Annotated in this window: 28 protein-coding genes and 2 tRNA genes; 12 read left to right on the forward strand and 18 right to left on the reverse strand. The window is 44.6% G+C overall.

The annotated features are described in order from the left end of the window. Window positions 1-262 precede the first annotated feature (262 nt). The 7 genes from NF543_RS23355 (at window position 263) to NF543_RS23385 (ending at window position 5962) form a co-directional block, all read left to right on the forward strand. A complete protein-coding gene (locus NF543_RS23355; protein ID WP_257670623.1) occupies window positions 263-658 on the forward strand; it encodes a DUF4783 domain-containing protein in 396 nt (131 codons plus the stop codon). Window positions 659-865: 207 nt separating this feature from the next. Continuing rightward, entirely contained in the window at window positions 866-1726 is an 861-nt protein-coding gene (nadC, locus tag NF543_RS23360) for a carboxylating nicotinate-nucleotide diphosphorylase (protein WP_257670624.1), read from the forward strand. A 47-nt stretch (window positions 1727-1773) separates the two neighbouring features. Then, on the forward strand, window positions 1774-2424 hold the full coding sequence (plsY, locus tag NF543_RS23365; protein ID WP_257670625.1) for a glycerol-3-phosphate 1-O-acyltransferase PlsY: 651 nt from the start codon (window positions 1774-1776) through the stop codon (window positions 2422-2424). 132 nt (window positions 2425-2556) lie between these two features. Then, complete coding sequence (locus NF543_RS23370; RefSeq protein ID WP_257670626.1) at window positions 2557-3369, forward strand: M48 family metallopeptidase; 813 nt, start codon at window positions 2557-2559, stop codon at window positions 3367-3369. 191 nt (window positions 3370-3560) lie between these two features. Then, window positions 3561-4214: a pyridoxamine 5'-phosphate oxidase gene (gene pdxH, locus NF543_RS23375; RefSeq protein ID WP_257670627.1), complete on the forward strand. Its 654-nt coding sequence runs from the start codon at window positions 3561-3563 to the stop codon at window positions 4212-4214. 11 nt (window positions 4215-4225) lie between these two features. Next, window positions 4226-4720, forward strand: a complete 495-nt coding sequence (locus NF543_RS23380) for an NADH-quinone oxidoreductase subunit C (protein ID WP_308379381.1) — start codon at window positions 4226-4228, stop codon at window positions 4718-4720. A 36-nt stretch (window positions 4721-4756) separates the two neighbouring features. Next, complete coding sequence (locus NF543_RS23385) at window positions 4757-5962, forward strand: NADH-quinone oxidoreductase subunit D (protein WP_257670629.1); 1206 nt, start codon at window positions 4757-4759, stop codon at window positions 5960-5962. Window positions 5963-6274: 312 nt separating this feature from the next. Here the strand turns inward: NF543_RS23385 and NF543_RS23390 are convergent, their stop codons facing one another. The 6 genes from NF543_RS23390 to NF543_RS23415 all read right to left on the reverse strand — a co-directional run bounded on the left by NF543_RS23390 (window position 6275) and on the right by NF543_RS23415 (window position 11157). Then, on the reverse strand, window positions 6275-6871 hold the full coding sequence (locus NF543_RS23390) for an outer membrane beta-barrel protein (RefSeq protein ID WP_257670630.1): 597 nt from the start codon (window positions 6869-6871) through the stop codon (window positions 6275-6277). A 380-nt stretch (window positions 6872-7251) separates the two neighbouring features. Beyond that, window positions 7252-8400, reverse strand: a complete 1149-nt coding sequence (gene dnaJ / locus NF543_RS23395) for a molecular chaperone DnaJ (protein ID WP_257670631.1) — start codon at window positions 8398-8400, stop codon at window positions 7252-7254. 14 nt (window positions 8401-8414) lie between these two features. Beyond that, window positions 8415-8999 carry a nucleotide exchange factor GrpE gene (locus tag NF543_RS23400; RefSeq protein ID WP_257670632.1) on the reverse strand — a complete coding sequence of 195 codons (585 nt, stop codon included), beginning with the start codon at window positions 8997-8999 and terminating at the stop codon, window positions 8415-8417. 170 nt (window positions 9000-9169) lie between these two features. Next, window positions 9170-9850: a cell division ATP-binding protein FtsE gene (locus tag NF543_RS23405; protein ID WP_257670633.1), complete on the reverse strand. Its 681-nt coding sequence runs from the start codon at window positions 9848-9850 to the stop codon at window positions 9170-9172. Window positions 9851-9854: 4 nt separating this feature from the next. Beyond that, window positions 9855-10058: a fructose-6-phosphate aldolase gene (locus tag NF543_RS23410; protein WP_257670634.1), complete on the reverse strand. Its 204-nt coding sequence runs from the start codon at window positions 10056-10058 to the stop codon at window positions 9855-9857. Window positions 10059-10137: 79 nt separating this feature from the next. Continuing rightward, window positions 10138-11157 (reverse strand): acyl-CoA reductase, encoded by a 1020-nt coding sequence (locus tag NF543_RS23415; RefSeq protein WP_257670635.1) that lies wholly within the window; start codon window positions 11155-11157, stop codon window positions 10138-10140. Window positions 11158-11320: 163 nt separating this feature from the next. On the opposite strand from NF543_RS23415, the gene NF543_RS23420 reads away from it, so the two are divergent. Continuing rightward, a complete protein-coding gene (locus NF543_RS23420; protein ID WP_257670636.1) occupies window positions 11321-11671 on the forward strand; it encodes a 4Fe-4S dicluster domain-containing protein in 351 nt (116 codons plus the stop codon). A gap of 80 nt (window positions 11672-11751) precedes the next feature. Here the strand turns inward: NF543_RS23420 and NF543_RS23425 are convergent, their stop codons facing one another. Both NF543_RS23425 and NF543_RS23430 read right to left on the reverse strand, forming a co-directional pair. Next, the gene (locus tag NF543_RS23425) at window positions 11752-12222 is read right to left on the reverse strand and encodes a universal stress protein (protein WP_257670637.1); all 471 of its coding nucleotides are present in this window, start codon (window positions 12220-12222) and stop codon (window positions 11752-11754) included. An 88-nt stretch (window positions 12223-12310) separates the two neighbouring features. Continuing rightward, a complete protein-coding gene (locus NF543_RS23430; protein WP_257670638.1) occupies window positions 12311-12958 on the reverse strand; it encodes a YceH family protein in 648 nt (215 codons plus the stop codon). 121 nt (window positions 12959-13079) lie between these two features. Here NF543_RS23430 and NF543_RS23435 point away from each other — a divergent pair, with 121 nt between their 5' ends. Together NF543_RS23435 and NF543_RS23440 are read left to right on the forward strand one after the other, a co-directional pair. Next, a complete protein-coding gene (locus NF543_RS23435; RefSeq protein WP_257670639.1) occupies window positions 13080-13982 on the forward strand; it encodes a histone deacetylase family protein in 903 nt (300 codons plus the stop codon). Window positions 13983-14012: 30 nt separating this feature from the next. Further along, on the forward strand, window positions 14013-15068 hold the full coding sequence (locus NF543_RS23440; RefSeq protein ID WP_257670640.1) for a nucleoid-associated protein: 1056 nt from the start codon (window positions 14013-14015) through the stop codon (window positions 15066-15068). A gap of 28 nt (window positions 15069-15096) precedes the next feature. Here the strand turns inward: NF543_RS23440 and NF543_RS23445 are convergent, their stop codons facing one another. Next, complete coding sequence (locus NF543_RS23445; RefSeq protein ID WP_257670641.1) at window positions 15097-16221, reverse strand: Gfo/Idh/MocA family protein; 1125 nt, start codon at window positions 16219-16221, stop codon at window positions 15097-15099. A gap of 256 nt (window positions 16222-16477) precedes the next feature. On the opposite strand from NF543_RS23445, the gene NF543_RS23450 reads away from it, so the two are divergent. Beyond that, complete coding sequence (locus tag NF543_RS23450) at window positions 16478-17341, forward strand: hypothetical protein (protein WP_257670642.1); 864 nt, start codon at window positions 16478-16480, stop codon at window positions 17339-17341. Window positions 17342-17356: 15 nt separating this feature from the next. On the opposite strand, the gene NF543_RS23455 is transcribed toward NF543_RS23450, so the two are convergent. From NF543_RS23455 to NF543_RS23485, 7 genes are all read right to left on the reverse strand, one after another. Continuing rightward, the gene (locus tag NF543_RS23455) at window positions 17357-18049 is read right to left on the reverse strand and encodes a type 1 glutamine amidotransferase domain-containing protein (protein WP_257670643.1); all 693 of its coding nucleotides are present in this window, start codon (window positions 18047-18049) and stop codon (window positions 17357-17359) included. Window positions 18050-18354: 305 nt separating this feature from the next. Next, on the reverse strand, window positions 18355-18537 hold the full coding sequence (locus NF543_RS23460) for a hypothetical protein (RefSeq protein WP_257670644.1): 183 nt from the start codon (window positions 18535-18537) through the stop codon (window positions 18355-18357). A gap of 203 nt (window positions 18538-18740) precedes the next feature. Then, window positions 18741-18813: transfer RNA gene (locus NF543_RS23465), tRNA-Lys, on the reverse strand. A 93-nt stretch (window positions 18814-18906) separates the two neighbouring features. Next, window positions 18907-18979, reverse strand: a tRNA-Lys gene (locus NF543_RS23470). A 100-nt stretch (window positions 18980-19079) separates the two neighbouring features. Further along, complete coding sequence (locus tag NF543_RS23475) at window positions 19080-19946, reverse strand: alpha/beta hydrolase (RefSeq protein ID WP_257670645.1); 867 nt, start codon at window positions 19944-19946, stop codon at window positions 19080-19082. A 48-nt stretch (window positions 19947-19994) separates the two neighbouring features. Continuing rightward, on the reverse strand, window positions 19995-20585 hold the full coding sequence (locus tag NF543_RS23480; protein ID WP_257670646.1) for a TetR/AcrR family transcriptional regulator: 591 nt from the start codon (window positions 20583-20585) through the stop codon (window positions 19995-19997). Between the two features lie 227 nt (window positions 20586-20812). Continuing rightward, window positions 20813-21157, reverse strand: a complete 345-nt coding sequence (locus NF543_RS23485; RefSeq protein ID WP_257670647.1) for a winged helix-turn-helix transcriptional regulator — start codon at window positions 21155-21157, stop codon at window positions 20813-20815. Window positions 21158-21293: 136 nt separating this feature from the next. Here NF543_RS23485 and NF543_RS23490 point away from each other — a divergent pair, with 136 nt between their 5' ends. Then, window positions 21294-22169, forward strand: coding sequence for an NAD(P)-dependent oxidoreductase (locus tag NF543_RS23490; RefSeq protein ID WP_257670648.1), 876 nt, complete (start codon window positions 21294-21296; stop codon window positions 22167-22169). A 4-nt stretch (window positions 22170-22173) separates the two neighbouring features. On the opposite strand, the gene NF543_RS23495 is transcribed toward NF543_RS23490, so the two are convergent. After that, window positions 22174-23364: an MFS transporter gene (locus NF543_RS23495; RefSeq protein WP_257670649.1), complete on the reverse strand. Its 1191-nt coding sequence runs from the start codon at window positions 23362-23364 to the stop codon at window positions 22174-22176. A gap of 164 nt (window positions 23365-23528) precedes the next feature. Further along, on the reverse strand, window positions 23529-24176 hold the full coding sequence (locus NF543_RS23500; protein ID WP_257670650.1) for an O-methyltransferase: 648 nt from the start codon (window positions 24174-24176) through the stop codon (window positions 23529-23531). Window positions 24177-24214: the final 38 nt, after the last annotated feature.

The raw sequence follows: 24214 nt of genomic DNA on the forward strand, positions 1-24214 counted from the left end.
CACCACAACATCAGGGAAACCACGTTTGCCCAGCTCCTAAAGATTCTTTGACAACCATACAAAAAATGTTTAAAAAGGGTTGCTGAAAATATGGCATGTTTTTCGCTATAGCTTAGATAGGTGAATAAGCAGTACCCAATTAAAATGCATTTTGTAGAAAAAAGTGTACAAAAATTTTTAGGGGAGGTACCTTATTATTAGTGGATACTAAACGGAATAGACAATTGAATATACAATTACTTTGAAAACGAAGGGATTTAGAATGCTTAATAAGGCAGGGATGGCGGCAATGATGTGTTTTCTCATGATGACAAGCCTCGCTAATATCAATGATGTGATTGACGATATTGCATCATGTATACGAACCGCTAATACAAAAGAACTTTCCAAATATTTTTCTTCTACAGTAAGTATGACACTGTTGAATGATGAAGGCATTTACTCACGCGTTCAAGCGGAAATAATCTTACGTGATTTTTTCAACAGGAATACGCCAACCAGTGTGAAATTGGCCCATAGATTGGATTCAAACCCCAATTTTAGGTACGTGGTGCTTAATCTTGAAACATCCAAGGATACGTTTAGGGTTTCCTATAAACTCACCAATAACGACAATTCTTTCCAGGTTACAGAATTTCGTATAGAATCAATTTATTAGCCTTACAAATCCAAATTTTATTTTTATTCGCTGTATTTTGTTTTAAATATCCATCTTAGCAGCATTTTATTGGAGTGTTTGCCAATGTTCGCTGTTATTTTGGATTGAGGTATAATGCGGATGGCACAGCAAGGTGTTTTGTTGTGACGGATCTGTGCCCACATCCTTAAGAAGAACATGATCCAATGTGTTTTTTATTGATTACGAATGAATCAGGAAGAAAAAGAGAGGCTAAGAGCTTTTATTGCAGCATCGCTCCAGGAAGATATAGGTGAAGGAGATCACACTTCGCTATCCACCATCCCTATTGGAAAGTTGGGAGAAGCTCAATTGATTATCAAAGAGCAAGGGATATTGGCTGGTATGGAGGAGGCCACTGCCGTGTTTAATCAAGTGGATGAAACGCTGGAGATACAAACGTTCATCGGTGAGGGACAGCAAGTAGGCATCGGAGATATTGCGTTGCTGGTTAAGGGAAGCATTCATAGCATCTTGCTTGCCGAGAGGCTTGTGCTCAATATCCTGCAACGTATGAGTGGCATCGCAACCGTGACGCATCGGATTGTGGATGCGCTAGCAGGGACGGGTACCCGTGTATTGGATACCCGGAAAACCACACCATTACTCAGGTTTTTGGAAAAGAAAGCCGTATCAATTGGCGGTGGAGTCAATCATCGATTTGGCCTGTATGATATGATTTTGATTAAAGATAATCATGTTGACTATGCGGGGGGAATAAAAGAGGCTGTGAAAAAGGCGAATCGCTACCGCGAAACATTGAATAAGCCCATGGCGATTGAAGTGGAAGTACGGAATCTCGATGAACTGAGACAAGTACTGGATGTGGGCGGGGTAGAGCGGATCATGCTAGATAATTTCAACCCGAGCTTAGTGCGTGACGCAGTGAAGCTCATCAACGGCCAATGCGTTACAGAAGCGTCCGGAGGCATTACTGAAGGAAATGCGCGTGAATATGCAGAGGCTGGTGTTGACTACATATCCATGGGTACGCTCACTCATTCAGTGAAGAGTCTGGATATGAGTTTGAAAGCAAAGTTGCTTGATTAAAATGAGGTGGTGCTGTTTTTTGCTTCTTTTTCGTTAATTTGCGATTCATGATATCGATTTATTTGATTGGAGCAGTTGTGCTGGCCTATTTGTTTGGTTCCATCCCTACGGCAGTTTGGTTGGGCCAATCTTTTTATGGGGTGGATGTACGCGAATACGGGAGCGGGAATGCAGGAGCTACCAATACATTCAGGGTATTGGGCACTAAGGCTGGTTTAGCAGTGATGCTCATCGATATTTTCAAAGGATGGACGGCGACGAATTTAGCTTATTTCATGGGGTCTTCGGTCACCGGCCCGCAAGCAGCCGCCCAGTTTATCAATTTCCAACTGGCTTTGGGGGTGATCGCTGTAGTGGGCCATCTATTCCCGGTTTTTGCAGGATTCAGGGGAGGAAAGGGAGTAGCTACGCTTTTTGGGATGATATTAGCCGTCCACTTCCAAGTGGCATTAGTATGTGTGTCTGTTTTTGTTGTTGTATTGTTATTAACCCGTTATGTATCACTGAGTTCCATTAGTGCAGGCTTTGCCTTTCCATTTAGCATCGTTTTTTTATTCCACACCTCTGTAAAATCAGTGCTATTATATGGAATGTGTATATGTGTATTGATTTTGATTACGCATCAAAAAAACATCGAACGTTTACTGAAAGGCAAGGAATCCAAGGTATACTTGCTTAGGAAAAAGGCCGAGAAATGATGGGTTAAAACCGGCATATATATTGCTCTATATATCTTATGAATTATTTTATCAGTATAAATGTTTGTGGGTTTCATTCATTTCACTTGGATGAATGAAATCAGTTGTCAACCAATATTAAATTTCAATATCATGAAACTACTAATAAAAGGTACATGTTTGTTGCTCGCGGCAACGATCGTAATTTCCTGTGCAACGGTACCATTGACCGGACGCAGGCAGCTTAGCTTGGTCGATGAAGGAGAAATCCAGCAACAGGCGGCATTGGCATACAAGGACTTCTTGGGCGATTCCAAAACCAAAGTCGTGAAAGGTACATCACAGGCGCAGACTGTACAGCGGGTAGGCAAAAATATCGCAGGAGCAGTGACTCGGTTCTTGCAGGAAAATGGATATGGCGACCAATATGATTTCAGTTGGGAGTTTACGTTGGTTGATGATGACCAGATTAATGCTTGGTGCATGCCGGGCGGTAAGGTGGCCGTATACTCCGGTATACTACCCGTAACAAAAAATGATGCTGGTTTAGCCACTGTAATGGGACATGAGGTTGCTCATGCCATTGCCAAGCATTCGGCAGAACGTATGTCGCAATCTATTATCGCCCAGGCAGGAGGAGCGGCGGTGGATGTGGCCACATCGGAGAAATCCAATACTACACGTGCCGTCCTTAATACTGCATATGGATTAGGTGGACAGCTTGCGTTGCTAAGTTATTCGCGTAACCAAGAAAGCGAGGCAGATCGGTTGGGACTGGTATTTATGGCCATGGCCGGATACAACCCCAATGAGGCGGTTGGGTTTTGGGAGCGTATGGCACAAGCCAAACAAACACAAGGTGGGGGGGCTCCACCTGAATTCTTGAGCACGCACCCGAGCGATGCACGCCGTATCAATAATATCCAGAAATTGATACCAGAAGCAATGGGCTATTACAAGAAGTAACGTTTTCATGCTTGGAAACTTTTTTGAAAGGCTTGGTCCGTATGGGTCAAGCCTTTCTTGCTGGTATATGGTATGCCATGCTATAAAGTTGGTATAATGTCAGTTTTTGAATCCATACTGTCGGAAATGGCTGATGTGTGGTTATTGAATGGGGTTTTTTGTATGTTTGTGCAATCAAGAACAAACAAAAAATGACCTTGAAACAACAGCATATAGTGGCGATCAGAGCGGAATACGGGATGGGGCAATTAAGTGAAGATGAGGTTGCGGATGATGCCTTGATCCAATTTCAAAAATGGTTCGATGAGGCACTCCAAAACGAAGTGATGGAACCAAACGCCATGGTCTTATCTACCGTATCGATATCCGGTAGCCCATCCTCTAGGATTGTACTGTTGAAACAACTGGATGAGTCGGGTTTCGGTTTCTTCACGAATTATGAAAGCCGTAAAGGGACGGAATTGGACGAAAACCCACATGCCGCTTTATTGTTCTTCTGGCCAGAATTGCAGCGTCAGGTGCGCATAGAGGGGCGTGTAGAAAAGTTGTCAGCCGAACTGTCTGATGCCTATTTCCAGTCGAGGCCGAAAGGCAGTAAACTGGGAGCCATCGCCTCACCCCAAAGCAGGGAAATTCCGGATAGGGAGACGCTCGATACGCAATTGGTTGAATTGGAGAAAACATATGGGGACACGGAGCTGGTGCCCAGACCCGCGCATTGGGGAGGATACAGGCTTGTGCCAGACTTGCTGGAGTTTTGGCAAGGAAGAGGCAGCAGGCTTCATGACAGGTTGGCCTACAAAAGGCAGGACAATGGTTGGCAAATCGTGAGGTTGGCACCCTAACCTAGATGGAAATGGTAGAACGCGTTAAAACATTATTGATAGGCCAGTTTGGCGAGCAGGTTATTGTGGCTGAGGAACGATCGGGACTACAGCCATCGTTGGTGATTGACAAGGAACTATTGCAAGACGTATGCTTGTTCCTGCGTGATGGTGAGGAAACATATTTCGATTTTCTGTCATGCATCAGTGCCGTTGACGATGGGGTAGAAGCGGGCACATTCACCGTAGTTTATCATTTGGCTTCCATTCCATACAAACATCAATTGACACTCAAAGTGGTTGTGCAGAACGATAGGCAGCTGAACAACCTTCCCGTGGTGCCAAGCGTCACTGGTGTATGGCGTACTGCGGATTGGCATGAACGGGAAGCCTATGATTTGATGGGGGTATTTTTTGATGGTCATCCTGATTTGAGACGGATATTGCTGCCAGATGATTGGGAAGGATACCCGTTGAGGAAGGATTATAAGGAAGCTGAAACATACCATGGGATTACGATTAAGTGAAGTGCGAAATGCCAAATACAAATTTAGGGACAAGAGATGCCACCGGTAGTAGATAAACCATATCAAGAAGCACTAAGGGCTTATGAAGCGCGCTTGGCATCAATAGGAGCTGAGGAGATGATCATCAATATGGGCCCCCAGCACCCATCCACGCATGGTGTGTTGCGGTTACAATTGGTCACCGATGGGGAGCTGGTCAAGGAAGTTATCCCACATATGGGCTACCTACACCGTTGTTTTGAGAAGCATGCCGAATCCATGAACTACGGCAAAACCATCCCCTTTACAGACCGGATGGATTACCTGGCATCGATGAATAACAGCCATGCCTTCGTGATGGGAGTAGAACGCATGCTTGGCGTCGATGAACGGATCCCAAAACGAGTCGAATACATCCGGGTGCTCGTGTGTGAACTCAATCGTATTGCCTCACACTTGATTGCGATTGGCACATATGGGATTGACATCGGTGCGTTTACACCATTTATGTGGTGTTTTCGTGATCGGGAACATATCATGAATATGCTGGAATGGGTTTCCGGATCAAGGATGCTTTATAATTACATCTGGGTAGGTGGATTGTTCTATGATTTGCCTGTGGGCTTTGAGGAACGTTGTATGGAGTTTGTCGATTATTTCAAACCCAAATTGGCAGAACTGGATGAATTGCTAACTAGGAATCAAATTTTTGTTTCGCGTACAGCGAATATCGGCGTGCTGCCTGCTGAGGTTGCTATCAATTATGGCTGTTCGGGACCGATGTTGCGTGCATCAGGCATCAAGTGGGACTTGAGAAGAGTAGATGCATATTCGGTATACCCCGAAATCGAATTCGATATTCCGATAGGGAAAGGAGAGATGGGAGCCTTAGGTGATTGCTGGGACCGTTTCAAGGTGCGTGTGGATGAAATCAAGGAATCCATAAAGATCATTGAACAATGCTTGGCAAGGCTTACCAAAGCGTTGAAACGCACGCCCGATTTTGATCCACGGGGATTTATGCCGAAAAAGGTAAACCTAAAGGCACAAGATTATTATGTGCGGGCGGAAAATCCGAAGGGCGAACTTGGTTTTTATTTCGTCACGCAGGAAAAAACCGACATCCCTAAACGGGTGAAAGCGCGTGGACCGAGTTTTAATAATCTTTCGGTGCTCCCTGAATTGGCAAGGGGTGTGCTTATCGCAGACTTGATTGCTATATTGGGTTCGATAGACATTGTCTTGGGAGAGGTTGATCGGTAATGTGCGTTTTAAGACCTCTATTAGGCATTTGGATAGTTGGTTAACAGGGTGTTTTTTAGGCAAGGAAAAAATAATTAAAAATATTTTTGAAAAAGTGTAGAACAAACACTATATTTGTAGCATCATAATTTAGGTTTATAATTGGTTAGTAAAGGTTTCCATTCTCCCCGTTTGGAAACCTTTCTTTTTTAGCAAGTAATTGAGCCGAATAAGTTTTTTAATTTGCTAGGTTTATATGTTGAACTATCATAAAAGAAAAAACCGCCTCAGCCATATGCTGAAGCGGTTTCCTTTTGTACCCTTTGGAGGGGATTAGAAGTAAAACTGTACGCCAATCCTTGGGGCTAATGAGTTAGCATTCAAACCGAAAGAGTTGGTAGTTACTTTATTGTCTCCCTCTTCTGGTTTCAAGGTAGTGCTTTGATAGTACAATCCTCTTACAGAAAACTCAATACCGATTTTACTGGTAGGGAAGTACGCAAAACCTGGAGCCAATTCAGCGCCATAACGCTCAGTGTTTCCTAATTTAGTGTCACCGTCCTTAGCGCTTCCCCAGGCCATAGGTACAGAAAGCTGTCCAAAGAATTTGAAGTCGCCATCACCTTTATACAAGCGCGCAAACGGAGCCACACTAAATACATTCAATTTGTCACCTTCAAAAACGGTTGCATTAGCAGTGTTTTCCTCGTAAGAATACCCAACACCAGTTCCTATCGCTAAATTGTCACTGATAAAGTACCCTACAGTAGGTAAAATGCCCAAAGAGTGGCCTTCGGTATCTGCATCTTTTACTTTTGAATAGTCATACGAAACATTTCCGCCCAGGATGATTTTTCCTTTTTCGGTTTGTGCATTTGCTGCGAAAGTTACTGCGATGGCAGCTGATAAGGTTAAAAATAATTTTTTCATTTTGTATAAAATTTAGTTAAAACATCCAGCCATTTAGTCCTTATTTGTTTGTTGAACTATTTGACTGATGTTGTCAGTAAAACAATACTGATGCCAAACTGGATTTTTTGAATAGTTGTTTTTGTCACCGTTTTGTCGATTTTAATTTGCTCGCTTATTATCAGTAAATTAGCCATGGATAAATCATTAACCTATTTATGCAAGATATAGCGCTAGTAATTTTTTACTTGTTTTGGCAGTTTTTGACAAAATGTAAGTTTCAGGTACTTTTGATATTGACTTTTTGACAATATATGTCAGTCATGGTTATGTCAACACAAAAGCCAAACAGACTTTGCTGCTTGGCTTTTAATTCATCGTGCAAAACGGGATGCCGCTTTTTATTCGAAATATTCTTTTATTCGTTCGAAAAAGGTCTTCTCATTTCTGCCCGGTTGGGGCTTGAAGTTGGGCGAACTGCGTAGGCGTTCGAGCATTTCTTTTTCTTCCGAAGATAACGCTTTGGGCGTCCACACATTTACATAAACCAGTTGGTCGCCTTTATGATAAGAGTTTACTTCGGGTATGCCTTTTCCTTTGAGCCGTAGTATTTTTCCCCCTTGTGTGCCGGGTTCGATTTTGATTTTCGCTTTGCCATCCAAGGTCGGGATTTCCACACTGGTGCCCAACGCAGCATCTACGAAATTGACATACAGGTCGAAGATGACATTGGTGCCATCTCTTTTGAGGGTTTCATGTGGTATCTCTTCAATGAGGATGATCAAGTCACCCGGAACCCCGCCTCTGGGAGCGGCATTTCCCTTGCCACTCATGGAGAGTTGCATGCCTTCGCTTACACCGGCCGGTATATTAATACTGATGGTTTCCTCGCCACGCACCAGCCCATCTCCATGGCATTCTGAACATTTGGCAGATATTTCCACACCTTCACCATTGCAAGTGGGGCAAGTACTGGTGGTTTGCATTTGCCCAAGGATGGTGTTGGTGACTCTCCTTACGGCGCCGGTACCCCCACAGGTACGGCAGGTGTGGAATGACGATTTGTCCTTGGCACCGGTTCCGTCACATGTAGAGCAGATGACCTGCTTGTTTACCCTGATCTTTTTTTCAGCTCCCTTGGCAATTTCCTGGAGAGTAAGCTTCACCTTGATACGTAGGTTGGTGCCTTTGGCCACGCGACGTCCGCCACGCTGGCCACCACCACCGAAGAAACTGTCAAACGGACTGCCACCGCCACCGAAAATATCACCGAACTGACTGAATATGTCTTCCATATTCATGCCCCCGCCACTGAAACCACCGGCGGCATTGCCACCATGTCCGAATTGGTCGTAACGTTGCCTTTTTTCGGGATTGCTCAGGACCTCATAGGCCTCTGCGGCCTCCTTGAATTTCTCCTCAGCTTCCTTATTATTCGGGTTTTTGTCAGGGTGGTATTTGATGGCCAGTTTTCGGTAGGCTGACTTTATTTCCGCTTGGTCCGCATTACGCGAAACACCCAACACATCATAGTAATCTTGTTTTGCCATGCTTACTTAAGTATTTAATTGCCTACCACCACTTTGGCATGCCGTATGACTTTGTCGTGTAAATAATACCCCTTTTCGATTTCATCGATCACTTTACCCTTCAGTTCATCATTGGGGGCAGGTATCGTGGTGATTGCTTCTTGCAGTTCGGCATCGAATGGTTTGCCTATGGATTCCATTTCCTTCAATCCCTGTTGTAGCAAGACGTTTTTTAGTTTTTGGCTGACCAATATAATCCCTTCTTTCACCGCAGCGGTTTCCATAGAGGTTTCCATTACTTTCAATGCACGGTCAAAATCGTCTACCAATGGAAGCAGGCTAACAATGATATCTTTGCCTGCTGATTGCATGAGTTCGATGCGTTCTTTGGCAATCCGGCGTTTGTAATTATCAAATTCGGCATATAGGCGCAAGTATTTGTCATTTGCCGCGGCCAATTCGGTTGCCAGTCGCTCTTCGGCCGTTATCTCTTCGTTTGCGGTATCCGTTTCGTTTTCGGTTTGAGCAGTTTCGGTCGGCTGCGCTTCTTGGGCAGCAAATTCATTTTCACCCATTATATCGTTGTTGTCCTTATTTCTTTTTTTTCTGTTATTTGCCATAGTTGTTTTCACTGTTTTTTCCAAACAATTTCCCCCATAGGCAGGTGTCCCAGCCGCTATGACGTCTCAATTTCGTTGCCAATGGCGAAATACCGTCACCCTGTCAGTTTTTTGCAGTAAAACACTTACAAAATGGCGTGTTGATTGGCTGTTGGCAGAGACCCGACAGGTTATATCGACACGTTGTCGTGCATTGCACCATCGGCCGTTTTGATGATACGTGAGGGCATGCTCCGGATGATTTGGTAATCATGGGTGGCCATCAGGATGGCCGTTCCTGATCGACTGATTTCTTTCAGCAGCAGCACAATTTCTTCGGATGTTTCTGGGTCAAGGTTGCCCGTAGGCTCATCGGCCAGGATAATTTCCGGATTATTCAGCAAAGCACGTGCAATGACCACGCGCTGTTGCTCGCCACCCGACAGCTCATGCGGCATTTTCTTCAACTTGGAACGCAGGCCTACTTTTTCCAATACATCAAGCATTCGATTATTGATGAGCCCCTTGTCTTTCCATCCGGTGGCGCGTAGCGCAAACTCCAGGTTTTTTTCCACGGTACGGTCCGTAAGCAGGTGGAAATCCTGGAAAACGATGCCTAATTTCCTGCGCAAATAGGGGACTTCCCGACCGCTGAGGTTCTTCAGGTCAAAACCTGCTACCATCCCTTCGCCACTGGCGATATGCAGGTCGCCGTAAATAATTTTCAATAGGCTGCTCTTACCGCTTCCGGTTTGGCCGATAAGGAATACAAATTCGCTCTTGTCTATCTTTAGATTGACGTTGGAGAGCACCAGATGCTTGGGCTGGTAGATGTCTACATTTTTGAGTGTAATTACCGTATCGCCTATCATATGCTTACAATTCTAGTTTTTTAATTTGTCCAAAGGGCATTTCCTTAACGATTTCCATGATGTGCGCTATCTTGTCACCCAATCCCAGTTTTTCCAAGGATTTGTCGGGGCGATCTACCCTGAAATAAGCGAGCAATGTAAAGGCATCATCCCGCAATTGGACATAATCCGGTATTTTGGCTACGCCCTTGACCTTGATGACATACATGGTGGGGCAAAGTTAGCATTAATTGGGCGAAAGATAAAAGCTTCCGCCCATGTTCTTGACTATACCAGCCTACTCCTTGCTATTCCATATTGCTGGCCAAAAAATCCAATGTGTTCACACCATCGGCATAATCATCAAGGGCCGGCTGTTGGCTTTGGCCGAAATCAACCACCGGGGTGGGGATGATCAGTTTTTCATGGCTGACCACACATTGTAATTGAGGGGCCAATGTCGTCAACTGTTCCGTAAGTGCACCAATGCTGCTGTATGTTTCATGATACAAAACTGCCAACGGAGAAGCGATCCGTTCATCATGCTTCACAAGTAGGAAACCATTATCGTAATGTCGGTCGCCATTGATGAGGTAAATAGACTTGTTGTAATCGTAATTGTTGGCGTATTTATGGTGGTTGAATACATCAGAAAAATGTGCTATCCCTTCGAAAAATGTTGAAATGTCATAACCTTCGGGTAAAAATAGCTTAGAGACATTGCGGCACCCGAGGCCAAAATAATCAAATATATCGTTGCCAAGCTGTTGGAGTTCGTCTTTGCTTTCTTTCCCCGTCAGTACGGCTGCACTATTCCGGTTCTTCCTTATGATATGGGGCTTGTTGCCAAAATAATAAGAAAAGTATCTTGCACTGTTGTCATTTCCCGTGGCGATAACCAAGTCGAAATCGCTTAGCCGTTCGGCAATGGTAATCTTATGGGAAAAAGAGGGAGCAATTTCCTGCAATTTATCCAATAGGTGGGTGGTAAGTTTTAGGTCGTCGGATGATGGTTTTACCAGAACATTGAAGCCCGCGCCGAGTACGCAAAGGATATCATGGAAGCCAACCAACGGGATGTTTCCAGCCATGATCAAGCCGACGGTTTTGTCCGTTTCCTCGTCAAATGGATAAGGCCCAAGCCAATTTTCCAGTTTTTCCGTCGTTAGGTTTTGTGCTGCGGCTTCCAGTGCTTTGCGGATATTGGGCTGGGTAAACCAACTATTATAATATGCTGCTGATTCAATGATTTGTTGCAGGTGCAGGCTGCCGGAAAATAGGTATTCGCCCAATGAGCAGAAGGTTTCGATGCGTTGTTTCTTTGTCAAAATCTAAACTTTAACCCCTTATTTGTACAATATTTGTTGTATCTTTGCAGAGAAAAATTAAGCAGTCGATAAAAAAGACGACTGATTTTGTAGTGAACTTTTTTTATTCAGAACGGATTACAAAAATAGGTTTTTTATTTTATCATTTAGTGTAAGGATATAAATGGCAATCAAGATAACAGATGAGTGCATCAATTGCGGGGCGTGTGAGCCAGAATGCCCTAATAATGCGATATACGATGCAGGGGTGAGCTGGCGGTTTTCTGAAGGGACGGAGTTGCATGGAGTCATCGATTTTGGTGATGGCACCACACTCAATGCGGAAGAGGAACAATCTGCGTTATCCGATGAAGTATATTACATTGTTTCGGATAAATGCACGGAATGTGTAGGCTTCCATGACGAGCCACAGTGTGCGGCAGTATGTCCGGTGGATTGCTGCGTGGATGATGAAGACGTACGTGAGACTGAAGAGGAGCTGCTGGCCAAGAAGGCATGGCTACATGGGGAGTAATTAACGATATACGCTTCCAAAGCGATAAACCAACAAAGCCATCCGACAGCTGTCGGATGGCTTTGTTGGTTTTAATAAGTTTAGCATTTGCCTGGAACCACTAATACCGGGCAACTGGCCCTTCTGGTTACGCTTTCGGACACGCTGCCAGATATGAAATGGTCAAAACCGGTGCGCCCATGCGTACCCATAATGATCAGGTCTGCCGCCCACTCACCGGCTACGGTGAGTATTTCCTGTTTTGGGTTACCTATGCGGCAGAATGTGGATACTTCCTTCACATCGTTGAATTCTTTGCTGATTTCATCCAGCATGGCCTTGGCGTTCTTTTCCTGTACTTCCGTGGTTTCAGGGATGATAATGGGCTGCTGCCCCATCAAAGGATCGGCTCCGTAATTGGTAGGCGCCGCAGGCTCAATGACGTGTATCAGTGCCACGGATGATTCCATTATTGTAGCGAGGTGGTGGCCATGTTGCAATGCCTTTTTTGAACATTCACTATCATCTGTCGCAATGAGTATACGGCCGTATTTTATTGGTTTCGTGTCCATAATTACGGGTTTGAGATGTTAAACTCTTGTAAAGATAACAACTATTGATTGGTTTTGGTTTTATAAACCAATTCAGGGAATACAGGATTCAGGATAATTCATGCATCAATTTGTCAAATTCCGCCCGCAATGCGGCCAATTCCGCCTCCACTTTGGCTAAGCGGGTTGCTAGTTCGGATGAGGAATGTGTATCATTGAAGTCGGCTTCATCCTCGTCTATGCTATCATCACCACCCAAGAGATGCACGTACCGCGCTTCTTTTTGTCCCGGGCGTTTGGGCAATTGCCTAACATAGGGTTGTTCGGCATTGGCTAGGTTATCGAGCAATGATTGTACCTCATCAAGCGATTCAAATTCGTACATCCTACCCGAATTAGTATTCAGTTCGCCCGGTGTTTGCGACCCACGTAGCAATAGTAGACAAATAATGGTCACTTCGGCGGGCACCACAGGGTATACTACCGCAAAATTATGCTTGAATTTAGTTACCCTACTGGATCCTCCCGTTACCGTTGATACCAATCCCTTTTTCCGCAGAGAATCCAGGGTGGAGATAATCGTGCTATCGTCATAATTTACCACCGGTTTTCTAGAAGTCTTTTGGTTGCATGCGGAAACCAAGCCATTTAAAGTGAGGGGGTAATATTCTGGAGTAGTCCTTGCTTTTTCCATCAGGGAGCCTAGTACGCGTTGTTCTTCAGCTGATAGGATAGGGAGTGTTGCCGTGGTATCCATGGATTTAGTATGTCCTTAGTATTTTATTTTAACTTCCAAAAATGGAATTTATATCCCAAAGAAGCAACTTTATGTTAAACTTTGTTTTGCTATCTTCGCAACGATCAAAACAATTTCATCGTTGCTCAAGATTGCTTACCATCCCTTTTATGTACAGCCCTTGCCAGAAGGCCATCGTTTCCCAATGGCGAAGTATGAATTGATTCCTGCCCAGTTGCTCCATGAAGGAACTGTCCAACCCGATAGTTTCTTCGAGCCGGTGTTGGCCGATTTTGAAACCATTACACAGGCACACTCCCCGAGCTATTGCCGGCAATTGCTGGATTTAACGCTTTCCCCCGCTATGGTAAGACGTATTGGCTTCCCATTATCTGCCCAATTGGTGGCCCGTGAGCTACGGATCGCACAGGGTACGGTGGATGGGTGCCTTTTTGCCATGGAGGATGGTGTGGCATTCAATGTAGCCGGGGGTACACACCATGCCGGACGCGATTGGGGTGAAGGTTTTTGCTTGCTCAATGACCAAGCAATCGCAGCGGCGCACTTGGTACATCATGGAATTTGCAACCAGGTGCTGATTGTCGATTTGGATGTCCACCAAGGGAACGGTACGGCACAGATTTTTGAGGGTGACGACTGCGTATTTACCTTTTCGATGCATGGTGAGCGGAATTTCCCGTTTCGCAAGGAGCGCTCCGATATGGATGTGGGCCTGCCTGATGGAACAGGCGATGATACATACTTACGCATACTGGAACAGGAGCTGGAAATGATCATTAAGCGAGTGAAACCAGATTTCGTTTTTTACCAAGCGGGGGTGGATGTGCTTACGACAGATAAACTGGGGAAATTGACCTTAACCAAGGAAGGATGCCGGAGGCGGGATGAACTGGTTTTTCGGTGCTGTAAATCGGCAAATATACCGGTGCAGGTGAGCATGGGAGGAGGTTATTCATCTCATATTCGTGATATTGTAGATGCGCATTGCCGTACATTCAAGGAAGCTATCCGTATTTATACTTAGGCTTCGCTAGTCATTAAATCAACTATATACATGTTTTACCATACTGACGCTATTATCGAACACCTATCCATCCACCGAGTGGGCAACAAATTGCAGGATGAGTTTTATGTACTTTCAGATCATCGTGTGGATTTACAGGATGAATTGTTAGCCCAATTATTGATGCAGTATTTCTTAAACCCATTTGCCAAAGTGGCTGAAGTATACCGTTTTTTTCATCCCAATGGTACCCTTGCACTCAATGAATTGCATCATTTTTCCAAGGAATTTTTTCAGGGACAATTGGGATTCCATGAGCTTAGCCAACAAATTTGCAAGCATTTATTTGAATCTTCCAACCACCCCAAGATAAAAGGAGGCGAGCTCTATGTGGTGCATCTACAAGGCGTGCAGCTGGAGGGGGAAGTACATGAAGCCATTGGGATATTTAAATCTGAAAACAAGGAGACCTATCTCAAAGTATACCCTACAGAGGGAGCATTCAATATGGATTACGAACAAGAGGCCATTAACATCAACAAGCTGGACAAAGGCTGCCTTATTGTCAATACGGAAAGTGAAGAGGGATACAAAGTATTGGTAGTCGACCAAACCAACCGGCAACAAGAAGCGGCATATTGGAAAGATGACTTTCTCAAGTTACGTGTTCGAAATGATGCATTCCACCAAACCGGAAATTTTCTGAAAGTATATAAAAATTTTGTCAGCGAGGGATTGGATGAAACGTTTGAAATGGGGCGTACGGACAAGATTGATTTGCTCAATCGTTCGATGGATTACTTCAAGGAGAAGGAAACGTTCAAACAAGAAGAGTTTGAGGAAGAAATCTTAGGTAATCCGCAGGCGATTAACCTTTTCAATGACTATCGTCAACAATTCGAAAAGGAATATGACATGCCCATTGACAGTAATTTTGGTATTTCGGACCAAGCGGTAAAGAAGGCCCAATCTACTTATAAAAGTGTATTGAAGCTGGATAAGAATTTCCATATTTACGTACATGGCAAGCGGGAATACATCGAGAAGGGTTATGACGACGAAAAAGGGTTGAATTATTACAAAGTGTATTTTAAGGAAGAGCACTAAGTTTCCCTATTGCATCGCTCGCTATCCATTACAATTGCAGCTCCTGCCTATTTCCCGTTGCGCAAGCCTGGTATATAGCATCGATAATTTTCAGGTCTTTCAAACCTTCTAATCCATCAACGGGTACTATGGGCTTATTGTCATCAAGGATAATACCAGCCATTTCATCCATTTGCAAGGTTTGATGGGTAATATGGGGTTGGGACAGTTCGCCTTTATTCGTGCGGCCTTTGATGGGGCCATAGCCCGTGGAGGGTTGCAATTCCGCAAAGCCGTTTTCACCATTTAGGAAAAAACGGTCGAGGTAATTCATGTTGTATGTAGAGAGGCAGGAAGCTAATGCCCCACTTGGGAAACCCAATTGGAACAAGATGGTTTCGTCTACCCCTTCCTTGAATTTCACGTTATCCGTTTTGGTTTCTTGTGCAGTTACCCAAACTGGTTCTTCACCAACCATGTAACGGGCACCATTTATGGCATAGATACCGATGTCCATCAGTGCCCCACCGCCTGCGAGTGCCTTATCCAACCGCCATTGGTTGGGGTCGCCTATTCGAAAACCGCATAGTCCTTGGAAAAACTTGATGTTGCCCAATTCCCCTTCAGTGCGCATGCGGACGACTTCAAGCGTTTTGGGTTCGAAATGCATACGGTAGCCTACGAGTAATTTCACATTTGCTTTTGCACACGCGTCTACCATATCCTGGCCTTCCTTCGCATTGATGGCCATGGGTTTTTCACAAATGGCATGTTTACCGGCCTGAGCCACCCTGATTACGTGCTCATGGTGGAGCGCATTCGGTGTAATCACGTACACAGCGTCAATGTCGGGGTTGTCCTTGACATTGTCGAAATTCTCATAATTGTAGCAGTTCTTTTCGGGGATATCGTATTTGGCCCGCCAGTCTTTGATTTTGGAAGGTGTGCCACTAATTAGTCCCGTTATCTTAGCGCGTTTGCAATCCTGCATGGCAGCGGCCACCCGGGAGGCATAGCCACCAAGCCCCATGAGGGCCACCCGCAACGTAGGCCCTTGGTAAGAAGGGGGGTACAAATCCAGCTTGCTGAATGCGCCATATGATGATAGGACGGGCATGGTCATGGCTGATGCAGCCAATTTCTGTAGGAAGTCGCGACGTGAGTTCTTCATCATGGTAATAATGGTTTGCTTTTGTACGGTTAACAACAGTTGCCACCGGATAGTTTTTTTGTCTCTTAAGGTGATAAGCAACCTTTGATACGTTATTTTTTTATGCAAGTTACAAAAACGGCGTATAAAAACAAGTTGTCGATTTATGTTCTGGCATGATTTTTTATGTCTTTGCTCGCTATTTCATCCGTTTTTGGCTACTTGTACTGATTATATGTACATTTGCCAACAGCATATTATATAAAATCAATAAAGGACTTTGAAAAAGTTTTTTGACCAACTACAACTAATAATATTTAAAACCATGAGACTCCTAACTATTCCATTGATTTTGTTTGTTCTAGTATCGTGCGTAAAGGATGATTCCATACATGAGGAAACGCTTTCAGATAGGTATAATGTAGGGGTGGAGGCAAAATTCGATAGGGGATTTTTTGGCGTATCGGATACCATATCGACAGAATTGACGGTTACAAGGGCTGAAATATCCAGCGCGCTATCTCCAATGGAGTTAAGGGGAATCAAGGTCTCCTATAATAAGCAATCAAAAGTATTAGCAGGGGATAACCAGCGCGTAACGTTTGTTGCCTTTGAGGCGCCTGAGGCTGTATTTACGATTGAAATTGAATATATAAATGGCAAAATTGTCAAATCCGAAGCAAAAGTACCCATACTTGAGTCCTCAAAAATTGATAGTATTTGGGATGTCCTTAGACCGGAGATGCTTACAAGATGGGAAAATGAAGCAGTAGTGAAAATCAATACCGAGTTGGAGACCGAAAATGATTCAAGGTACGAACAGGATAGGTTGTTGAACATTTTTCCGCTCAAGGGATTTGTGGGCGTGCACTATTTTTATTTTGATGATCATAACGTGTTGGATTCCGTCAAGGTACATCACGGCGATATGGACGTTGACAACACATTAACTATATTAGGCGTATACAATGACCTATCAGATGTATACGGAGAGGGTGAGGTTACTGGGATCGATGACTCACAATACACCATTACAACCGATAGCACAATTATAAAGATAAATCAAGTTGAAAAATATATTATTACTGATATAAAACGGAAGACTAGCAATCCAGAAACCGAAATTCCAGAAAGTGGTCTATAAGGATATAAGAAACATTTATACCAATTCCCCTTCCAACGCTTTGACCACAGCCTGCACCGTTGGCAGTGACGACGATGCATTTTGTCCTGTGATCAGCAGACCCTCCACTACCAAGTGGGGCGTAAACGGGATGATGCCTTTTTCGTAGACCGCACCCAGTTCTTTCAGGCGATCCTTTAATGCAAAAGGAATATGGTGATGCCGTTTCAATAAAGCCTCTTCCGTATTGCTGAAACAGGTCAGGTGCCGGCCCTGTAACATCTCCGGCCGTTGAGCCGCCACTTTGATCAGGGCTGCCGCGCTATGACCAACCATGGCCACTGGCTTTCCGGCATCAAGGAAACCCAGCAACAGCCGCGCGTTCCGTTCATTGTCTACCAGATCCCACATGGCCCCGTGGCTATCTGGATAATACAAGGCATCAAAATCCGAAGCCTGCACCTCGTCTAGTTTCCAGGTATTCCCAATGGCCAGCCGCACGTCTTCATCCGCGGCAAAGCGAGCCGTGCCGAGGCTGGCATGCGTTGTCTGTTCACTCATGGGGTCGACCGGCACCGGGCCACCCATCGGACTGGCCAATGTCACTTCAAAGCCTTCATCAAAAAACGTATAATAAGGATCGGTGAACGAACACAACCAGACACCTGTACGTTCGTCCGTGTGCTGCAATGCAGCATGCGAACTAAGGACCATTAAGACTTTCTTCATACTCCCTAAACGGCAAAAAGAATGCAAGGTTTATACGTTGGGTAAAATTTGATACAAAGTTAACAAATCGGCTAAGATAATGGGTCTAATGGGGCTAGTGTCCATGCTGTCGGAATCACCAGCAGTCAAAATGGCATCTTCTAACCTGACACCATAGACAGACCGTTTGTAAACGACGGTAATTTCGTTAATGGCAGCCTTCGTCCACTTGAAGAAATCAATTTGGCTGTTGCGGACAGTAGCTGTTTTTGAGCCGAGAATTACAAGAAGTTTGGCTCTATGACGGATAGTGTGGGTAATCGAATTTAGCCTCTCCACGGTTGGGGATGAATTGGAGACGGCTTCGGATATAAACCGGATGGGTACCGGGCAAGCGACGACCCTTGATCGGCCTGCGCCCGTACCAGCCCCGTTGTAGTCTCGAAGAAATCCCGTTGCAGTCCCGAAGGAGCTCCGAAAATGTCTACACGTTGTCTAGTTTTTGTCAAACCACTGGTCGGTATTCTTCATCGAACCAGTCCCCTCAAAGGTTTTGCCTCTAGCGGGCGTCCGCTGCGTAGGCAGGTTAAGTGAATCCGTTTAGCCATACAAAGCGTCATAGAACCAGAAGTTTTAGCGATGGAAAAAGCAAAATATGCGTCTATGCATAAAAAAAAGCTCTTTTTGAGAAAAAAGAGCTTTTAGAAACTAGTGACCCCGCAGAGATTCGAACTCTGGACCCACTGATTAAGAGTCAGTTGCTCTACCAGCTGAGCTACGGAGTCTATTTATNGAAGTTTTAGCGATGGAAAAAGCAAAATATGCGTCTATGCATAAAAAAAAGCTCTTTTTGAGAAAAAAGAGCTTTTAGAAACTAGTGACCCCGCAGAGATTCGAACTCTGGACCCACTGATTAAGAGTCAGTTGCTCTACCAGCTGAGCTACGGAGTCTATTTATATCCAAGTAGTAAATTTGGATAGACCGATGCAAATATAAAAAAAATGGTGTGATCTGCATGCGTAATCTACAAATGCTTTTGTAGTACGGCGATCAATGGTTGCTCGCCGTGCGAGTACTTTCCGAGTGCCCATCGAGCATGAATTCATTTACGTGTTTCAACACGGCAGAACCTTTTAACTTATGCCCAAGTCCTTTGGTGATGAGCAGGGTCGATTGTTCCCACGCTTGGTTTATCCGTATGCTGTTTTCAACCGGGGTTTCATCATCATCTTGGTCATGAATGATTAGGCCAGGAACATTGACTGAGCGGGCAAATGAAGGTGCCGAAAAGAATTCGGGGCCCTTTTGGAATTCACGTTTAAAGTGAGCGATAGTGGCTTGTATGGTTTTGGCTGAAAGCTTGAGCGTGTGCTGGTAGAATTGAAAAAATTCCGTTGCTTCCGCCGGCGAAGCCAAAGCGATTAATTTGGCAACCGGAAACCCTTCCAACCGATAGTACGTATATATTGATGTAAAACTTCCCAATGAATGGCCAATGATTGCATATAAGTCTCCTATACGATGGATCACCTGCTCAATGACATCGCTGTATAGGGGTACCGAAAGAAAATTTCCGGTTGATAGCCCATGCCCGGGCGCGTCAAATGCATAGATGGAGTACTCCTCCCACTGAAAGGACTCAACAAATGCTTTCCAACGATAGGTATGGCTTTGCCAGCCGTGAAGCAGTAGGATTTTTTTCTCCCCATTGCCCCAGCGGTATCCTTGGATCCGGTAGTTTTCATGCTGGAATTCGAAAAGATCTGCTGAATGTAAAAATTGCTTGTGCCATGGCTTTATTGGGGCTCGGAATGGACGGCAAAAGAGTTCGAATCCCTTTTTGGCCGCTAATTGCGGCGATACCAATGCGAGGGAATTTAAGTAGAATCCCATTGAACGTGTAAGTAACCTCTTCATCATACTATATTATAAATACCGAACGGTATCTTGTTGGTCAAAAATTTTTTATAACTCAGTTTTTTTTATTTCAATTTCCAGGTGTTTGACTACGTTGATGATAGCGTCGTTATCGTCACGGAGCTTGCTCATCATAATGGCTCCTTCGAGGCTTGCAATCAATAGGGTTGCCAGAGACTTTTTATCAATCTCCGGTTTGAGTTGTTTAAAACGGATCCCGTTATCAAGAATTGTAATGATGGATTCTTCCAGTAGGTTAAGTACCTTATTGGCTCCCTTTTTAAGCGAAGGGTGCGCGTCATCCGCTTCTATGGCTGCGTTCATCAACGGGCAACCACCTTCAAGGGGAGGGTTACTGATATATGATTCAAAGAATCTCAATATCGAACGCAACTTATCGGGGGCTGTCGCTTGTTTCTTGATGCGTTCTCTTAGTTTTTGGAACATGACGGTGGATAGGTGCATGAGGGCTTGGTTTTCCAGCTCTTCCTTGTTCTCAAAATGCCTGTAGATGGCCCCCTTAGTAAAACCGGTGGATTTGGTGATATTAGCAATTGATGTGGCCCTATATCCCTGTGTGTTGAATAGGTCGCCGGAGCGGACCAGTATATTCAGCTTGGTTTGACTGGGGTTCCTCATCCTACAAAGATACCGATTGGTATCTAGATAAGAAATAAAAAAGAAAATAAAATTTTTTGTATTTAATGTGACCTAAGTATTGACCCGTATCGTATAGTTGTAGAGAGCATGCCACGCATTCCCCTACCCAACCACCAGCTAAGCTATGGATAGCGTGCACGGCACTGTTGTATGGATTTCCATGATCAATGCTATACCCGGATGGCTAGTTTGATGAATGAATGATCTTAGTTGTCCGGTTCATTTACTGGTTGTCTATGGTTGTCACCCCAGCGTTCCATTATATCAATAATTGGAAGCACACTTTTACCTGTTTCTGTAAGAAAATATTCAACTTTAAGCGGTAGGCCGGGATGCACTATTTTGTCTATGATGCCATATTTTTCCAATTCCCTAAGATGAATGTTTATGACGCGAGGGCTTGTTACAGTCAGTTCACGGTGTAACTGACTTGGGCGGATCATTCCTTTGCTGATGCAATTAATTATCCAGGCTTTCCATTTGCCTCCTACTATCTTTAAGGCAACACTTATACCACAATCATGCTCGTCGGGAATCTTTTTCAGGTACATAATCAATAAGAATTTTCACAAAGATAAATAAAATGAAAACATCAATATAGGGAAGAAAACTTCCCTACATGAATCTTTTTTCCCTTATTGTTTAGGCCGTTGAAACCTGCTAAATTTGCAAAAATAACTTTTAACTATGGCAGAGATAAACAAGGATGTAACCGTAATTGGTCTTGGCAATATGGGCGAAAAACTAGCCCATGTGCTATTGGAAAATGAGTATACAGTAACTGTTTGGAACAGGGATATTGCAAAAACAGAGGCTTTGAGAAAGGTAGGTGCTGTAAAAGCGGCATCACCGGCCGCGGCCATAAGCAGTAGCCCGATAACCATTATGTGTGTCAGCGATTATGAGGTTTCGCACCGGATTCTCAACGCTGACGGTGCGTTTGCGGCATTGGAAAACCGGTTGATTATTGAACTAAGTACCGGAACACCGCAGGACGCAAGGGATGGCCATGAACTGGCCAAGAAAGCAGGAGCAGCTTATCTTGATGGTGCTATTTTAGCTACACCACCACAAATGGGAAGGCCGGACACCCCGATTTTTGTTTCAGGCGAAAGAAAGGCTTATGAGACAGCTGAAAAGGTAATGAAAACATTGGCAGGAGGATTGCAATATATGGGCGAGCCTGTGGGAAATGCTTCGGCCTGGGATCTTGCATTTTTATCTTGTCTCTTTGGCGGTTTACTGGGTTTTTACCACGGAGCTGTTGTATTGGAATCTGAGCATATTGATGTGGAAGCCTATGGCAATATGATGGCAGCCTTGGCACCCATTACCGGTGAAATGATTAAATATGAGGGAGAAATTATTGCGAAAAGTGCCTTTACACAGGTACAGAGTTCCGTCAAAACATCATCGGTTACTTTTAAATTGTTGCTCCAACATGCGGAGCAGGCAGGTATCAATAAGGACTGGCCGTTGTTTGGGATGACGCTCTTTAAAAAGGCAATGGATGCAGGCTATGGGCCCGAACAAGTGGCCGCTCTTGTGAAGGTAATTCGGTAATCCGTCAGGAAAATGGTCTGCTGAGCGGTCGACGATCGCTAAATACTAAAAGCACAGTGATCAGTCCTATGACAAAAAAGCTTAGTACAAGCGGAAAAACCCCAATGACCAGTAAATGACTAATGACTGATCCCAAAGATGCCCCAATGAAAAAGAAGGAGGTTCCGTAAATAGCAGAGGCCATACCCGCCATATTTCCCATCGGCTCCAATGCCAAAGCGCTGCTATTAGGCTCAACAGCTATATTGATAGCCATCAATAAGGCAACGGCAATGAAGAATAAGTGCATATCCGGTGGATCACCGAACGAGAATGCGTACAACAGTAGGAGGCCACCTACTACTGTGTAGATGAGGAGGAGCCATCTTATGGTTCGCCGTGCCCCATACCTGGAAGAGAGGCGCGAATTCAGTAAGGCGCAAAGCGACATCATCAACCCAATACCAGCAAAAATCCAGGCAAATAGCTCCGGTCTGCCGTAGATCTCTCCTATAATATGTTCGGAGCTGGCGACGTACGAGCTTAATGCCGCGAAAAGGATGGTAGTAATCCCGGTATACCGAAGAAAGATCCGGTTACTGATCACTTTCCGGATGGACTGACTGATACTTATCCAGTTGAGCACGCTACGTTGTTCGCGAGGAAGGGACTCCTCCAGTCTAAGCGACCAGAGAAACACGATGACCGCAAACAGCGGAGGGGTGAGGAATACCATCTGCCAGGATGAAACGGACAGGATAGCCAACCCTAAAAAGGGTGCGAGGATCGGAGTGAATAGGAAAATCGTAAAGATCAGGGACATGGTGCGGGCCATCTGGTCTCCAACAAAGCGATCGCGAACACCCGCGATGGTGGTCATAAAGACCGCTGATGCCCCCATGCCGGCCACAAAGCGTGCTGCAAGCATGAGTTCCAGGCTTGGGGCAAAGGCCGCAGCTATTCCACCCATGATGTAGAGTGGAAACCCGACCCGTAGGATCGACAGTCGTCCGAAACGGTCCGAAAGTGCGCCAAAAATAATCTGGACAACCTGACCCATGAAAAAGAACGAAATGATCTGTGCTGGAGCTGTAGATCCAGGCCTAAGCCCAAAATGCTCCCGAAGCTCACCAAATGCCGGAAGCATGATGTCAATTCCCAAAGCCGTCAAGGTCATGGTGCAGGCCGACAGCGCAATAAACTCAGCTGGTTTCATTTTCATAACCCCAAAACTACCATCTTAATTTGATAGGACTAGGGGGTAAAACAGACATTACATGGGGTTGATTTGGACAAACTAATGTTTTGCGGCCCACGTACCAACGGAGATTGAGCATAATTGGCAAAGCAGTTATGTATATGCAAATAGGGAAAAACTAGTTATTTTTTATGACTAATGGCGATACCCGAGCTGCTTGACCGATCTAAAGTGGTTTCATAATCCGGATGGCTTTTGACAAAATCCATATACTCCTGGATTCCACTCATGTTTTGAAGCACATTATGCGCGGTAAAGCGACCGCCCTTTTTAAGTTTGGGATGCACATCCTTGAAATATTGTACATACCAGTCCTTATCTGCATCTGAAAAAACAAAGTCGAATGGTCCATCCAGCTCTTTAACCAGCTGGTGGGCATCGCCCAGCCTGAAATCTACAAAATCCGACAGACCCACGGCTTCCAGGTTTTGGATGGCTTCCTGCTGCCTTTCTTTGTCAATTTCTATGGTGGTCAGCTTGCCGCCGGTCTTACTGAGTGCCCATGCGATCCAGACGGTGGAATGTCCCGTGGAGGTGCCTATTTCTAGTGCTGATTGATAATTATTGTTTACAATGAGATCATGTAATATTTGCCCGTCTTCATATGGTACATTTAGATCCTGCCACTTCTGCTGGCTTTCTTTCAGAAATTTCTGGACACGTTCATCCCGTGTGCTCTGGTCTTTTACCTCTTGGGCAGCGCTTTCGGCAATGAAGCCGAAAAACAGGATGCCGAACAAAACCGATTTAATTTTGAAAATAGTTTTCATTAGAATATGTTTAAATCATTTATTTGTTTATCAATCAA

It is taken from the genome of Parapedobacter tibetensis (genome assembly GCF_024704835.1).
GTDB classification, from domain to species: domain Bacteria; phylum Bacteroidota; class Bacteroidia; order Sphingobacteriales; family Sphingobacteriaceae; genus Parapedobacter; species Parapedobacter tibetensis.